The organism is Serratia sp. Nf2 (assembly GCF_003028435.1).
GTDB lineage: Bacteria > Pseudomonadota > Gammaproteobacteria > Enterobacterales > Enterobacteriaceae > Serratia > Serratia marcescens_L.
Map to the genome: position 1 here is coordinate 80,540 of NZ_PYTW01000005.1, position 13,921 is coordinate 94,460.

General features: G+C 60.8%; 13 protein-coding genes. 9 read left to right on the plus strand and 4 right to left on the minus strand.

Going from position 1 to position 13,921, the window contains the following annotated elements; translation table 11 throughout:
- Positions 1-76: 76 nt before the first annotated feature.
- Positions 77-1,900: a maltodextrin glucosidase gene (malZ, locus tag C9411_RS12670; RefSeq protein ID WP_107227179.1), complete on the plus strand. Its 1,824-nt coding sequence runs from the start codon at positions 77-79 to the stop codon at positions 1,898-1,900.
- A 53-nt stretch (positions 1,901-1,953) separates the two neighbouring features.
- Here the strand turns inward: malZ and ggt are convergent, their stop codons facing one another.
- The 3 genes from ggt to C9411_RS12685 form a co-directional block, all read right to left on the minus strand.
- Positions 1,954-3,717 carry a gamma-glutamyltransferase gene (gene ggt, locus C9411_RS12675; RefSeq protein WP_107227180.1) on the minus strand — a complete coding sequence of 588 codons (1,764 nt, stop codon included), beginning with the start codon at positions 3,715-3,717 and terminating at the stop codon, positions 1,954-1,956.
- 234 nt (positions 3,718-3,951) lie between these two features.
- Entirely contained in the window at positions 3,952-4,554 is a 603-nt protein-coding gene (locus C9411_RS12680; RefSeq protein ID WP_019454212.1) for a peroxiredoxin C, read from the minus strand.
- A gap of 229 nt (positions 4,555-4,783) precedes the next feature.
- Entirely contained in the window at positions 4,784-5,365 is a 582-nt protein-coding gene (locus C9411_RS12685; RefSeq protein WP_063990909.1) for an ACP phosphodiesterase, read from the minus strand.
- A 120-nt stretch (positions 5,366-5,485) separates the two neighbouring features.
- Here C9411_RS12685 and queA point away from each other — a divergent pair, with 120 nt between their 5' ends.
- The 5 genes from queA to secF all read left to right on the plus strand — a co-directional run bounded on the left by queA (position 5,486) and on the right by secF (position 10,970).
- Entirely contained in the window at positions 5,486-6,556 is a 1,071-nt protein-coding gene (gene queA / locus C9411_RS12690) for a tRNA preQ1(34) S-adenosylmethionine ribosyltransferase-isomerase QueA (protein ID WP_016928878.1), read from the plus strand.
- Between the two features lie 72 nt (positions 6,557-6,628).
- Entirely contained in the window at positions 6,629-7,753 is a 1,125-nt protein-coding gene (gene tgt / locus C9411_RS12695) for a tRNA guanosine(34) transglycosylase Tgt (RefSeq protein ID WP_033647322.1), read from the plus strand.
- A 33-nt stretch (positions 7,754-7,786) separates the two neighbouring features.
- Complete coding sequence (gene yajC, locus C9411_RS12700; protein ID WP_004940391.1) at positions 7,787-8,119, plus strand: preprotein translocase subunit YajC; 333 nt, start codon at positions 7,787-7,789, stop codon at positions 8,117-8,119.
- Between the two features lie 24 nt (positions 8,120-8,143).
- The gene (secD, locus tag C9411_RS12705) at positions 8,144-9,991 is read left to right on the plus strand and encodes a protein translocase subunit SecD (RefSeq protein WP_071845295.1); all 1,848 of its coding nucleotides are present in this window, start codon (positions 8,144-8,146) and stop codon (positions 9,989-9,991) included.
- 10 nt (positions 9,992-10,001) lie between these two features.
- Complete coding sequence (secF, locus tag C9411_RS12710; RefSeq protein WP_004940389.1) at positions 10,002-10,970, plus strand: protein translocase subunit SecF; 969 nt, start codon at positions 10,002-10,004, stop codon at positions 10,968-10,970.
- Positions 10,971-11,034: 64 nt separating this feature from the next.
- Here the strand turns inward: secF and C9411_RS12715 are convergent, their stop codons facing one another.
- On the minus strand, positions 11,035-11,595 hold the full coding sequence (locus C9411_RS12715; protein ID WP_063990963.1) for a DUF3251 domain-containing protein: 561 nt from the start codon (positions 11,593-11,595) through the stop codon (positions 11,035-11,037).
- Positions 11,596-11,771: 176 nt separating this feature from the next.
- Between C9411_RS12715 and nrdR the strand changes: the two genes are divergently transcribed.
- The 3 genes from nrdR to ribE all read left to right on the plus strand — a co-directional run bounded on the left by nrdR (position 11,772) and on the right by ribE (position 13,919).
- Positions 11,772-12,221, plus strand: coding sequence for a transcriptional regulator NrdR (gene nrdR / locus C9411_RS12720; protein ID WP_004940387.1), 450 nt, complete (start codon positions 11,772-11,774; stop codon positions 12,219-12,221).
- A 10-nt stretch (positions 12,222-12,231) separates the two neighbouring features.
- Entirely contained in the window at positions 12,232-13,341 is a 1,110-nt protein-coding gene (gene ribD / locus C9411_RS12725; protein ID WP_063990964.1) for a bifunctional diaminohydroxyphosphoribosylaminopyrimidine deaminase/5-amino-6-(5-phosphoribosylamino)uracil reductase RibD, read from the plus strand.
- A gap of 107 nt (positions 13,342-13,448) precedes the next feature.
- Positions 13,449-13,919, plus strand: coding sequence for a 6,7-dimethyl-8-ribityllumazine synthase (ribE, locus tag C9411_RS12730; protein ID WP_004940385.1), 471 nt, complete (start codon positions 13,449-13,451; stop codon positions 13,917-13,919).
- Positions 13,920-13,921 lie beyond the last annotated feature (2 nt).

Consider the following 13,921-nt stretch of genomic DNA (forward strand, 5'->3'; position numbering starts at 1 on the left):
GAGTTGCACTTAACGTGGCATTGTTCGCTTCTTGAAGAACGCCGTCGATTTCGTTTGGTACAGCAGGAGAAACAGTATGCTTAACGCCTGGCATCAACCGGTCCCGCCTTTTGTGGTGAAGCAAGGGCAACGTTTGGATATCACGCTGTGGTTACAGGGGGATGAACTGCCGGAGCGGGTGTTTTTGCGCGCCGAACCGGACAACGAAGAGTGGCTGCTGGTGATGAAAGCGCAGCGCCACGAGGGGATGCGGCGCTACCAGGCCAGCCTGACGCTGAATGAGGGCGAGCCGACGCGGCGTTACTGCTTCAAGCTGCTGTGGGCCGATCGCCAGCAGTGGTTCGGCCCGCAGGGCTGGTCATCAACGCCGCCGGGCCAGCTGGCGCAGTTCGCCGTCGACGATCCTGACAATGGCCCCGAGTGGGTGGCGGATCAGCTGTTCTACCAGATTTTCCCCGATCGGTTCGCCAGCAGCGGCGGCGAACACGGCATCCAGAGCGGCAGCTACCGCCATCACGCGGCCGGTGCCGAGGTGATTCGGCGCGACTGGCAGCATCCGCTGGAGGATCGCCACGCTGCCTCGACCTTTTACGGCGGCGATCTGGACGGCATCAGCGCCAAACTGCCGTATTTGCAGCAGCTGGGCGTGACGGCGCTGTATCTGAACCCGATTTTTACCGCGCCGAGCGTGCATAAGTACGATACCGAGGACTATTACCAGGTCGATCCGCACTTCGGCGGCAACGCGGCGCTGCAGCGTTTGCGAGTGAGCACTCACAAGGTGGGCATGAAACTGGTGCTGGACGGGGTATTCAACCACACCGGCGACTCGCATCCGTGGTTCGACCGCCATCGCCAGGGCGAAAACGGCGCCTGTCACCACCCCGATTCACCGTATCGCGGCTGGTTCAACTTTTACCCGGACGGCCGCGCGCTCGACTGGAAGGGCAACGCCAGCCTGCCGAAGCTTAATTTCGCCGAGCCGCAGGTTGCGGAAGCGATCTATCGCGGAGAAGGCAGCGTGGTGCGCCACTGGCTGCGCCCGCCGTACAGCATCGACGGTTGGCGGCTGGACGTGGTGCACATGCTGGGAGAGAACGGCGGCGCCACCGGTAACCTGAACCACCTGGCTGGCATCTATCAGGCGGTGAAGCAGGAGAACCCGCAGGCCTACGTCTTGGGCGAGCACTTCGGCGACGCGCGCCGCTGGCTGCACGCCGGCGTGGAGGACGCGGCGATGAACTACATGGGGTTCGCGCTGCCGGTGCGGGCGTTCTTGGCGGGGCTGGACGTGGCCTATCACCCGGTGCGGCTGGACGCCGCCGGGTGCGCACAGTGGATGGACGGTTACCGCGCCGGGCTGCCGCACGGCCGCCAGCTGATCCAGTTCAACCAGCTGGACAGCCACGATACCGCGCGTTTCCTCACGCTGCTGCAGGGGAACGCGGCGCGCATGCAGATGGCGGCGGTGTGGTTGCTGAGCTGGATTGGCGTGCCTTGTCTCTATTACGGCGATGAGATTGGTCTGGACGGCGGCAACGATCCGTTCTGCCGCAAGCCGTTCCCGTGGGACGTCGGCGACTGGGACCGGCCGCTGTTGGCGCTGTTCCAGCGCATGGCGGCGCTGCGTAAACAGAGCGTGGCATTGCGCCGCGGCGGCTGTCAGGTGCTGTATGCCAACGGAGAAACGCTGGTGTTCGTGCGCCTGTATCAACAGGAGCAGGTGCTGGTGGCGCTGCAGCGCGACGGCAGTGGCCAGGCGCAGTTGCCGCATAACCCGCTGTTGGCGCGCGGCCCGTGGCAGCGTGTGGAAGGGCGGGGAGAGCTGAGCGAAACGGCGGGCGGGCTGCGCCTGCAGCTGACGGAAGCGTCGGCCAGCGTGTGGCGCTGCGAAGGCTAAAGCAACTGCGGGGGCCATAGGGCCCCCGCGATCAAGGTGAGTAGGCGTTTACATCAGTAACCGACCGCAGAACCTGCCGGGCGACGCACGTCGTTGGCGCCGTACAGATAGCCTTCGCGCACCTTGCCGGAAACCGCCGAGTCGTTGCCGGAGTTGGCCGGGCTGACGCCCGCCGCGCCCGGCAAACCGACCAGAATCAGTTCGGCGGCGCCCCACGGCGTTTGCTCGACCATCTTATAGCCCATGCCGCTCAGCAGCTTCAACGTATCGGCGGAAACGCCGCGCTGTTCGTAGTACACCTCATCCGGCAACCATTGGTGATGGATGCGCGGCGCGTCCACCGCTTCCTGCGGTGCCATGCCGTGGTCGATCACGTTCAACGCGGTCTGCAGGGTAATGGTGATGATGCGCGAACCGCCCGGCGAGCCCAGTACCATAAAGATCTTGTTGTCCCTGGTCACCAGCGTCGGGCTCATCGACGATAGTGGGCGCTTACCGGGGGCAATGCTGTTGGCGGTGCCCTGCACCAGCCCGTACAGGTTTTTCTCGCCCACTTTGACCGTAAAGTCGTCCATCTCGTCGTTGAGGAAGAAGCCGGTGCCCGGTGCGATCACCACGGCGCCGAAACGGCCGTTGACGGTATAGGTGGTGGAGACGGCGTTGCCGTCGTGATCGACGATCGAATAGTGGGTGGTTTCCGGTTTTTCATGCGGTTCCATGCCGGGCTGCACGTTTTCCGACGGCGTGGCCTTGTCCGCGACGATTTTCTTGCGGATCTGCTCGGCGTAGCTCTTGCTCACCAGCCGGTCGATCGGGTTCTTGATGAATTCCGGGTCGCCGAGGTAGGTGTTGCGGTCCATGTAGGCATGGCGCATCGCTTCGGTCATGGTGTGAATGGCCGCCGCCGAGTTGAAGCCCATGCTTTTCAGGTCATAGCCTTCCACCACGTTGAGGATTTCGCACAGCGTCACGCCGCCGGAGCTGGGAGGCGGCGCCGACACGAACTTGTAGCCGCGATAGCTGCAGGTAATCGGCGGGGTTTCGGTGACCTTGTAATTGGCGAAGTCGGCGGCGGTCAAGATGCCGCCGCCCTGTTTGGCCGCCGCCTCCACCGCCTGCGGGATCTTGCCTTTATAGAAGGCATCGGTTCCCCCTTTGGCGATGGCTTCCAGCGTATTGGCCAGATCGGTTTGCACCAGTTTGTCCCCCGGCTGCAGCGGGCTGCCGTCCGGGCGCAGGAAGATTTTGGCCGACTCGGGATCCTGTTTGAAGCGCGCGATGGTGGTGTCGAGAATATCGGTATCGGCGCGGGTCAGCACAAAGCCTTCGCGCGCCAGCTTGATAGCCGGCGCCAGCACCTGTTCGCGGCTCAGCTTGCCGTACTTCTCACGCGCGGTTTCCATCCCCAGCACGGTGCCCGGCACGCCCGCCGCCAGATAGCCGTACAGGCTGGCGTCTTTCTTTACCTTGCCGTCGGCATCCAGATACATGTTGGCGCTGGCCGCCGCCGGCGCGGTTTCACGGAAGTTGATGAAGGTGTCGGTGCCGTCCGCCAGGTGGACGGTCATAAAGCCGCCGCCGCCGATGTTGCCGCAGCAGGGGTTAACCACCGCCTGCGCATAGCCGACCGCCACGGCGGCGTCGATGGCGTTGCCGCCCATCTTCAGGATATCCACGCCGACCTGCGAGGCCAGGTGTTGCGAGGTGACCACCATGCCGTTTTTGGCTTCCACCGCTGGGTTGGATGCCGCATACAGGCTGCCGCTGACCAGCAGCGCCGCCATGGTCAGGGGTTTGCTCCATTTCTGTAAAAACATAGTTATTCCTACCCTGTCAGTTTTTTATTGTGTTGTGTTTGCTTGCCGCTGTTCACTTGCAAAGCGCGAGCCAGCGTTATTGATAGTAGCCGCAGATGGGCGTGCGCGCGGCGAGCAGGGTGGGAAATGTGAGCGGAAACAGGGAAATAAAGCACTGAAGGTGGGCGGTCTGCCCCATAAAGGGGCATAAAAAAACCGGCCGCGTGGGCCGGTTGATTCACTATCAGGCTGAAATTACAGCTTGGCAGCGTTTTCAGACAGGTATTTTGCAACGCCGTCTGGAGAAGCGCCCATACCTGCTTTGCCTTTTTCCCACTGAGCCGGGCACACTTCACCGTGCTCTTCGTGGAATTGCAGCGCATCAACGGTACGGATCATTTCGTCGATGTTACGGCCGATTGGCAGGTCGTTAACAACCTGAGCACGCACGATGCCGTCTTTGTCGATCAGGAAGGAGCCGCGCAGCGCAACGCCGGCTTCCGGGTGTTCGATGCCGTAAGCTTTCTGGATTTCACGCTTGATGTCAGCAACCATTGCATATTTCACTTCACCGATGCCGCCTTTGTCGACAGGGGTTTTACGCCATGCGTTGTGAACGAACTCTGAGTCGAAGGAAACGCCAACCACTTCAACGCCACGCTTCTGGAACTCTTCATAGCGGTGATCGAAAGCGATCAGCTCGGAAGGGCATACGAAGGTGAAGTCCATTGGCCAGAAGAACAGCACGGCCGGTTTGCCGTTCAGGTGCTTCTTCAGGTTGAAGTTTTCAACGATTTCGCCGCTACCCAGTACGGCAGCTGCAGTGAAGTCAGGGGCTTGACGAGTTACCAGGACCATAATTACTCCTGTAATAGGTGTTAAAGGGTGGATGTAAAAACAAGGGCCAGTATAGGGGCCGCGACTTGGTGAATAAAGGGTAAAAGACCAATCGATGAGATAGCTTTCACCTATCAAAGTCGTTGATATAATTTAGCGAGCTTTAAAAATAACCTTTTCCCACAAAAGGGCAAGCGGCAAAACGTAAATTCTTGCAAGGCGTTGCAATTTCAATGGCTTGGGCTTGACCTCAGAGCGCTTTGTCCTTCGCCTGCCGCATCATTTGCGGGTAAAACTGCCAGAACTGTGTTTCAAGCTGATGATAATGTTGCTCGACGTCGGCGAACGAACCGGCCAGCGCTTCGAGGCGCGGGCGGCGGCTGGCCATGCCCTGCAGCACCCGGGCGATGAACGGCAATTCGGCGTAGCGCTCCAGCCAGCGCTCCGGCCACAGGTAGCCGTTCAGGTTCTGAAAACGCGGCGGCGTGAGCGGCAGATAAGGCTCGATCTGGCTGCGGGCTTCCTGGGTAAACTGGTGCAGATCGCGCGAAGGCTCCAACTGCTGCCAGTGGCGCGCCAGAAAATGGTCCCACACCACGTCGAGGGTGATCGGTGCCACGCGGCGGTAGGGGGCGCTGAAATAGTCGCGGCAGGCTTTCACCTGCGGCAGGCTGTCGGTCAGCACGTCGACGCGGCGGTGCATCATGATGCCGGCCACCACGTCGGGCTGGTAGTCGGCGGCGGGGTTGCCGCGCACGAAATCGGCCAGCAGGTTGCCCAGCAGCGAGCTGTCCGCCAACATGGCCAAATGAAGATGAGCGAGAAAATTCATCCCACAACTATACCCGAAGTCAGGCAAATCCTCCTTATTTCTTGCCGCTGACCGCCCCCGGCTTTAGACTAGGCCGCCTGTTTTTTACCAACCAGCCCTAAATTGAAGAAGTGAATACCCATGCGCGTCGCTGATTTTTCGTTTGAACTTCCCGAATCCCTGATTGCCCACTATCCCCAGGCCGAACGCAGCGCATGCCGCCTGCTGCAGCTGGATGGGCCGAGCGGGGCGCTGACGCACGGCGTATTCACCGATCTGCTGGATAAGCTGGAAGCCGGCGATCTGCTGGTGTTCAACAATACCCGCGTGATCCCGGCGCGGATGTTCGGCCGCAAGGTCAGCGGCGGCAAGATTGAAGTACTGGTGGAGCGCGTGCTGGACGACCATCGCGTGCTGGCGCACGTGCGCGCGTCGAAAGCGCCGAAGCCGGGCGCCGAGCTGCTGTTGGGGGATGACGAGAGCATCGCCGCGACCATGGTGGCGCGCCACGAGACGCTGTTCGAGCTGCGCTTCAACGACGAGCGCGACGTGTTCACTATCCTCAACGCCGCCGGTCACATGCCGCTGCCGCCTTATATCGCCCGCCCGGATGAAGACGCCGACCGCGAGCTGTATCAGACGGTCTACAGCGAGAAGCCCGGCGCGGTCGCCGCGCCGACCGCCGGCCTGCACTTCGACGAGCCGCTATTGGCGGCGCTGCGCGCCAAGGGCGTGGAAATGGCGTTCGTGACGCTGCACGTCGGCGCCGGCACCTTCCAGCCGGTGCGGGTGGAGACCATCGAAGATCACGTGATGCACGCCGAATACGCCGAAGTGCCGCAGGACGTGGTCGATGCGGTGCTGGCCTGCAAGGCGCGCGGCAAACGCGTGGTGGCGGTGGGCACCACCTCGGTGCGCTCGCTGGAAAGCGCCGCGGCGGCCAGCAAAGAGGCGCTGATTGCGCCGTTCTTCGGCGATACCAGCATCTTTATCTATCCGGGTTATCACTACCAGGTGATCGACGCGCTGGTGACCAATTTCCACCTGCCGGAATCGACCCTGATCATGCTGGTGTCGGCCTTCGCCGGCTATAAAAATACCATGAATGCCTATCAGCAGGCGGTGGCCGAGCAGTATCGCTTTTTCAGCTACGGCGATGCGATGTTCATCAGCCGTAACCCGCAGGCGGAAAACGAGTCCGTCGGCGGTTAATTTCCCGGGCTGCGCCCACGGCGCGGCCCCGTTTCAACGACATCAGACTGTTTCTCTGATGCTGGAGGCTTTGTGAAGTACGAACTACAAACTACCGATGGCCGCGCGCGTCGCGGCCGCCTGATCTTCGACCGCGGCGTGGTGGAAACCCCGGCCTTTATGCCGGTCGGTACCTACGGTACGGTCAAGGGCATGACGCCGGAAGAAGTGAAAGAGACCGGCGCACAGATCCTGCTGGGCAACACCTTCCACCTGTGGCTGCGCCCGGGCCAGGAGATCATGAAACTGCACGGCGATCTGCACGACTTCATGCAGTGGCATGGGCCGATCCTCACCGACTCCGGCGGTTTCCAGGTATTCAGCCTGGGGGCGATGCGCAAGATCAAAGAGGAAGGCGTGTACTTCCGCAACCCGATCAACGGCGACAAGGTATTCCTGAGCCCGGAAAAATCGATGGAAATCCAGTATGACCTGGGTTCCGACATCGTGATGATCTTCGACGAATGTACGCCGTACCCGGCCGACTGGGACTACGCCAAGCGTTCAATGGAAATGTCGCTGCGCTGGGCGGAGCGCAGCCGCAAGCGTTTCGACGAGCTGGAAAATAAAAATGCGCTGTTCGGCATCATTCAGGGCGGTGTTTACGAAGATTTACGTGATGTTTCCGTCAAAGGGCTGGTGGATATCGGCTTTGACGGGTACGCTGTGGGCGGCTTGGCTGTAGGCGAGCCGAAAGAGGATATGCATCGCATTCTTGAACACGTTTGCCCGCAAATTCCGGAAGATAAGCCACGCTATTTGATGGGCGTCGGCAAGCCGGAAGATTTGGTGGAAGGCGTGCGTCGCGGCATCGACATGTTCGACTGCGTCATGCCGACCCGCAACGCCCGCAACGGCCATCTGTTCGTGACTGACGGTGTGGTAAAAATCCGTAATGCCAAGCACAAGGATGATACTTCTCCGCTGGATAAGGACTGTGATTGCTACACGTGTCGCCATTACAGCCGCGCCTACTTGCACCATCTCGACCGTTGCAACGAAATATTGGGTGCTCGACTGAACACGATTCATAACCTGCGTCACTACCAGCGCCTCATGGCGGGTTTACGCCAGGCTATCGAAGAGGGTAAATTAGAGCAGTTTGTTGCGGATTTCTATGGTCGGATCGGTAAGCCGATTCCGCCTTTAAACGCTTGATCTAATAATTGATAACTTAATGAGGGAATTTCAATGAGCTTTTTCATTTCTGACGCCGTCGCATCCGCAGGGGCTCCGGCTCAGGGAAGCCCGTACTCTCTGATCATTATGCTGGTGGTGTTCGGCCTGATCTTCTACTTCATGATCCTGCGCCCACAGCAGAAGCGCGCTAAAGATCACAAGAAGCTGATGGACTCCATCGGTAAAGGCGACGAAGTGCTGACCACCGGCGGCCTGATCGGTCGCGTGACCAAAGTGGCCGACACCGGCATCATCGCCATCGCGCTGAACGACACCACGGAAGTGATGATCAAGCGTGACTTCGTGGCGGCCGTTCTGCCGAAAGGTACCATGAAGGCCCTGTAATCTTTTTTCCCGAAGGGAATTGCCGTGCTAAACCGTTATCCTTTGTGGAAGTATCTGATGTTGATCGTCGTGATCCTCGTCGGTCTGCTTTATGCGCTTCCCAACATCTACGGTGAGGATCCGGCCGTACAAATCACTGGCGCGCGCGGCGTCGCCGCCAGTGAAACTACGCTGGACCAGGTCCGTACCGTATTAGAAAAAGACAACATCGCGAGCAAGTCGATTGCGCTGGAAAATGGCGCCATCCTGGCTCGCTTTAAAGATCCTGACGTTCAGCTGCGCGCCCGCGAAGCGCTGGTGACCGAGCTGGGTGACAAATTCGTCGTGGCGCTGAACCTGGCGCCGGCCACGCCGACCTGGCTGGCCATGCTGGGCGCAGAGCCGATGAAACTCGGCCTGGACCTGCGCGGCGGCGTGCACTTCCTGATGGAAGTGGACATGGACACCGCGCTGAGCAAGCTGCAGGAACAGACCATGGATACCCTGCGCAGCGAGCTGCGTGAGAAGGGCATTCCTTACGCGTCTATCCGCAAGCTGGACAACAACGGTGTGGAAGTTCGCTTCCGTGACGATGCGGCTCGCGACCAGGCCATCAGCTACATCGGCCCGCGTCAGCGCGATCTGGTGCTGTCCGCCAACGGCGCCAACACCATGAAAGCCAGCCTGACGGACGCCCGTCTGAGCGAAGCGCGCGAATACGCCGTCCAGCAGAACATCACTATCCTGCGTAACCGCGTCAACCAGCTCGGCGTTGCCGAACCGCTGGTGCAGCGCCAGGGCGCCGACCGCATCGTGGTCGAGCTGCCGGGCATTCAGGACACTGCGCGCGCCAAAGAAATTCTGGGCGCCACCGCGACCCTGGAGTTCCGTTTGGTGAACACCAATGCGGACGCCACTGCGGCGGCCAACGGCCGCGTGCCGGGCGACTCCGAGGTGAAATACACCCGTGACGGCCAGCCGATCGTGCTGTACAAGCGCGTGATCCTGACCGGTGACCACATCACCGACTCCACCTCGAGCACCGACGAATACAACCAGCCGCAGGTTAACATCTCGCTGGACAGCGCCGGCGGCACGTCGATGTCCAACTTCACCAAGGACAACATCGGCAAGCCGATGGCGACCCTGTTCGTGGAGTATAAGGACAGCGGCAAGAAAGACGCCAACGGCCGTGCGGTGCTGGTGAAACAGGAAGAAGTGATCAACGTGGCGAACATTCAGTCGCGTCTGGGCAACAGCTTCCGCATCACCGGTATCGGCAACCCGAACGAAGCGCGTCAGCTTTCGCTGCTGCTGCGTGCGGGCGCGCTGATCGCGCCGATTCAGATCGTCGAAGAGCGCACCATCGGTCCAACCCTGGGTCAGCAGAACATCACCCAAGGTCTGGAAGCCTGTCTGTGGGGCCTGGTGGCGTCCATCGTCTTCATGGTGGTCTGGTACCGTAAGTTCGGCGTGATCGCCACCACGGCGCTGGTCGCCAACCTGGTGCTGATCGTCGGCGTGATGTCCCTGTTACCGGGGGCGACGCTGACCATGCCGGGCATTGCCGGGATCGTGTTGACGCTGGCGGTGGCGGTCGACGCCAACGTACTGATTAACGAACGTATCAAGGAAGAGCTGAAGAACGGCAGGTCCGTTCAGCAGGCGATCCATGAGGGCTATAAAGGCGCGTTCTCCAGTATCGTCGACGCCAACATCACCACGCTGATCACCGCGGTCATCCTGTACGCAGTGGGCACCGGTTCGATCAAAGGCTTTGCGATCACCACCGCTATCGGTGTGGCGACGTCCATGTTCACCGCGATTGTCGGTACCCGTGCCATCGTCAACCTGCTTTACGGCGGCAAACGCATTAACAAGCTGTCTATCTGAGGAGTGCGTTGTGGCACAGGATTATACTGTTGAGCAACTCAACTACGGCCGTAAAGTCTACGACTTTATGCGCTGGGACTATTTGGCCTTCGGCATCTCGTTGCTGCTGTTGGTCGCGTCGATCGTCACCATGTCGGTGCGCGGGTTTAACTGGGGTCTGGATTTCACCGGCGGTACGGTGATTGAAATCAACCTGGAGAAACCGGCTAACCTCGACCTGATGCGCGATACGCTGGAGAAGGCCGGGTTCCAGGATCCGATCATCCAGAACTTCGGCAGCAGCCGCGACGTGATGGTGCGCATGCCACCGGCGACCGGCACCGCAGGTCAGGAACTGGGCAACAAGGTGATCGGCGTGATCAACGACTCGGTGGATAAAAACGCCACCGTGAAGCGCATCGAGTTCGTCGGCCCGAGCGTGGGCAGCGAACTGGCGCAAACCGGCGGCATGGCGCTGCTGGTGGCGTTGATCTGTATCCTGATCTACGTCGGTTTCCGCTTCGAATGGCGCCTGGCGCTGGGGGCGGTTATCGCGCTGGCGCACGACGTGATCATCACGCTGGGCGTGCTGTCGCTGTTCCACATCGAGATTGACCTGACCATCGTCGCGTCCCTGATGTCGGTTATCGGCTACTCGCTGAACGACAGCATCGTGGTCTCCGACCGTATTCGTGAGAACTTCCGCAAGATCCGCCGCGGTACGCCTTACGAGATCATGAACGTGTCGCTGACCCAAACGCTGAGCCGTACGCTGATGACCTCCGGGACCACCCTGATGGTAGTGCTGATGCTGTACATCTTCGGTGGCGCGATGCTGCAAGGCTTCTCGCTGGCGATGCTGATCGGCGTGTCGATCGGTACCGTTTCCTCCATTTACGTCGCGTCCGCGCTGGCGTTGAAGCTGGGGATGAAACGCGAACACATGCTGCAGCAAAAAGTGGAAAAAGAGGGCGCAGATCAGCCTTCGATTCTGCCTTAACCGCCGCAGTATTCAGCGAAATGAGAAGGAGCGCCGATGGCGCTCCTTTTTTTTGCCTCGGGTTTCAGTGTTGCTGCACCACCGCCGGTTGGGCGATCGAAACCAGACTGTGCAGACGGATATAGCCCAATTGTTCCGGCGTCAGGCCGCTGAAACGCAGCTCGAAGTCCTGGCCGGGCTTCGGCAGCAGCGAGTCGGCGCTGGCGATCGGTTGCGACAGCGCCTCGGCGGTCAGCGGCCGGCCGGTGGCCTCGTCCAACTGGCCCCATTCCACCACGGCTTTGAACGGCGGCAGCGTGGCCTGTGAGAGGATGCGCACATGCAGCTGCGCCTGCGTGCCGTTGGCTTCGTTCTTGATGTGGCTCAGCGAAACGCTCAGCTCGCCGATGCCGCTCTGCAAACGGGCGGCGCTTCGGGCTGCCGGCAGCAGGTAGACGCCGTTGTCGGAGTGCTGATTGAGCAGATTTTGCCGCTCCAGCGCAGTGGTCTGATCGGTCAGCACGCTCACTTTCTGGTTCAGCGCGGCGACCTGATGGCGCAGCTGGGGCACGGCGGCGTTGTGCGCGCAGCCCGCCAGCAAAATAGCGGCGGCGAGCAGGGCGATTTTAGGGTAACAGGTTGTCATGACGGCGATTTCCTATGCTGAGTCTCCTGCTATCAAGCTTAGTCCGCATGGCGGTGAAAGTCATATCGTTGCCGCCTTTCCGCCGCCTGTCGCAACAAATGGCCGCCGCCCTTTGTTGTGGCTGCACTTCGGGGTAAACTGCTTTTATCTATAAAAAACGTTTATCAGGACGTGTTATGCATTGCCCTTTCTGCGCCGCCGTTGATACCAAAGTCATTGATTCCCGCCTGGTGGGGGACGGTTCGCAAGTGCGCCGCCGCCGCCAGTGTCTGGTGTGCAATGAACGTTTCACCACCTTCGAGGTGGCCGAGCTGGTGATGCCGCGAGTGATTAAAAGCGATGAGGTGCGCGAGCCGTTCAACGAAGACAAACTGCGCCGCGGCATGCTGAAAGCGCTGGAAAAGCGCCCGGTCAGCTCGGATGATGTGGAAAACGCCCTTAATCACATCAAATCCCAACTGCGCGCCACCGGCGAACGCGAAGTGCCGACCAAACTGGTGGGCAATCTGGTGATGGATGCGCTGAAAAAGCTGGATAAGGTCGCCTATATCCGCTTCGCGTCGGTGTACCGCAGCTTCGAAGACGTGCGCGAGTTCGGCGAAGAGATTGCCCGCCTGCAAGACTAAAGGATCTTTCATGCATCACGACGAATTTTACATGGCGCGCGCCTTCGAACTGGCGCGGCTGGGGCGTTTCACCACCGCGCCCAATCCGAACGTCGGCTGCGTTATCGTGCGCGACGGCGAAATTGTCGGTGAAGGCTATCATCTGCGCGCCGGCGAGCCGCACGCGGAAGTGCATGCGTTGCGCATGGCGGGCGACAAGGCGCGCGGCGCCACCGCCTATGTCACGCTCGAGCCGTGTAGCCACCACGGCCGCACGCCGCCCTGCGCCGATGCGCTGGTGGCCGCCGGGGTGACGCGGGTGGTCGCGGCGATGCAAGATCCTAACCCGCAGGTGGCGGGGCGCGGGCTGTACAAGCTGCAGCAGGCCGGCGTCAAGGTGCGGCACGGCCTGATGCTGGCCGAGGCCGAAGCGGTCAATCTGGGCTTCCTCAAGCGCATGCGCACCGGCTTCCCTTACGTGCAGCTGAAGCTGGGCGCGTCGCTGGACGGCCGCACGGCGATGGCCTCCGGCGAGAGCCAGTGGATCACCTCACCCGAAGCGCGTCAGGACGTGCAGCGCCTGCGCGCGCAGAGCGCCGCCATCCTCAGCACCAGCGCCACCGTGCTGGCGGACGATCCGTCGCTGACGGTGCGTTGGGATGAACTGGACGCCGAGACGCAGCGCCTCTATCCGCGCGACAATCTACGCCAGCCGCTGCGCATCCTGCTCGACAGCCAAAACCGCATTACCCCGCAGCACCGCGTGGTGCAGCAGCCCGGCGCCACCTGGCTGGCGCGCCTGCAGGCGGATGAACAGGCCTGGCCGCAAGACGTTGAGCAGTTTATCTGCCCGGCGCACGGCGGCGGCGTCGATCTGGTGGTGATGATGATGCTGTTGGCCAAGCGCCAGGTGAATTCAATCTGGGTGGAGGCGGGCGCATCGCTGGCCGGTGCGCTGCTGCAGGCCGGCCTGGTGGATGAGCTCATTTTGTACATCGCGCCGAAACTGTTGGGCGATAATGGCCGTGGCCTGTGCCACCTGCCGGGCCTGGAGCGATTGGCCGACGCGCCGGAATTCGTCTTTAGCGACGTGCGTCAGGTCGGCCCCGATCTGCGTTTGCGCCTGCGGGCGAAACACTGAATCTCGCGCCCGCGCGCCGGTTTTACAAAAGCGCCGCGCAGGCGATGAAAGAATATGATAGAATCCGCCCCCCTGCGGGGTATTGAACCCATTTTTAAGGAAAGCCCATGAAAGTTATCGAAGGTGTTGTTGCTACTCCAAATGCCCGTGTGGCGATCGCAATTGCACGTTTTAACAATTTCATCAACGACAGCCTGCTGGAAGGTGCCATCGACGCGCTGAAACGCATTGGTCAGGTTGCTGACGACAACATCACCGTTGTCTGGGTCCCGGGCGCTTACGAGCTGCCGCTGACGGCGAGCGTATTGGCCAAAACCGGCAAATACGACGCGGTTATCGCGCTGGGCACCGTTATCCGTGGGGGCACCGCGCACTTCGAATATGTGGCGGGTGAAGCCAGCTCCGGCATCGGCAACGTTGCGATGAATGCCGAAATCCCGGTTGCCTTTGGCGTGCTGACCACCGAAAGCATCGAGCAGGCGATCGAACGCGCCGGCACCAAAGCGGGTAACAAGGGCGCTGAAGCCGCGCTGACCGCACTTGAAATGATTAATGTTATCAAAGCTATTAAAGCCTGAAT

Bases quoted from the DNA above. Each gene is read 5' to 3' on its own strand.
- malZ (WP_107227179.1), top strand. From the start codon at position 77: ATGCTTAACGCCTGGCATCAACCGGTCCCGCCTTTTGTGGTGAAGCAA.
- ribE (WP_004940385.1), top strand. From the start codon at position 13,449: ATGAAAGTTATCGAAGGTGTTGTTGCTACTCCAAATGCCCGTGTGGCG.
- C9411_RS12680 (WP_019454212.1), bottom strand. From the start codon at position 4,554: ATGGTCCTGGTAACTCGTCAAGCCCCTGACTTCACTGCAGCTGCCGTA.
- nrdR (WP_004940387.1), top strand. From the start codon at position 11,772: ATGCATTGCCCTTTCTGCGCCGCCGTTGATACCAAAGTCATTGATTCC.
- queA (WP_016928878.1), top strand. From the start codon at position 5,486: ATGCGCGTCGCTGATTTTTCGTTTGAACTTCCCGAATCCCTGATTGCC.
- ribD (WP_063990964.1), top strand. From the start codon at position 12,232: ATGCATCACGACGAATTTTACATGGCGCGCGCCTTCGAACTGGCGCGG.
- ggt (WP_107227180.1), bottom strand. From the start codon at position 3,717: ATGTTTTTACAGAAATGGAGCAAACCCCTGACCATGGCGGCGCTGCTG.
- C9411_RS12685 (WP_063990909.1), bottom strand. From the start codon at position 5,365: ATGAATTTTCTCGCTCATCTTCATTTGGCCATGTTGGCGGACAGCTCG.
- yajC (WP_004940391.1), top strand. From the start codon at position 7,787: ATGAGCTTTTTCATTTCTGACGCCGTCGCATCCGCAGGGGCTCCGGCT.
- C9411_RS12715 (WP_063990963.1), bottom strand. From the start codon at position 11,595: ATGACAACCTGTTACCCTAAAATCGCCCTGCTCGCCGCCGCTATTTTG.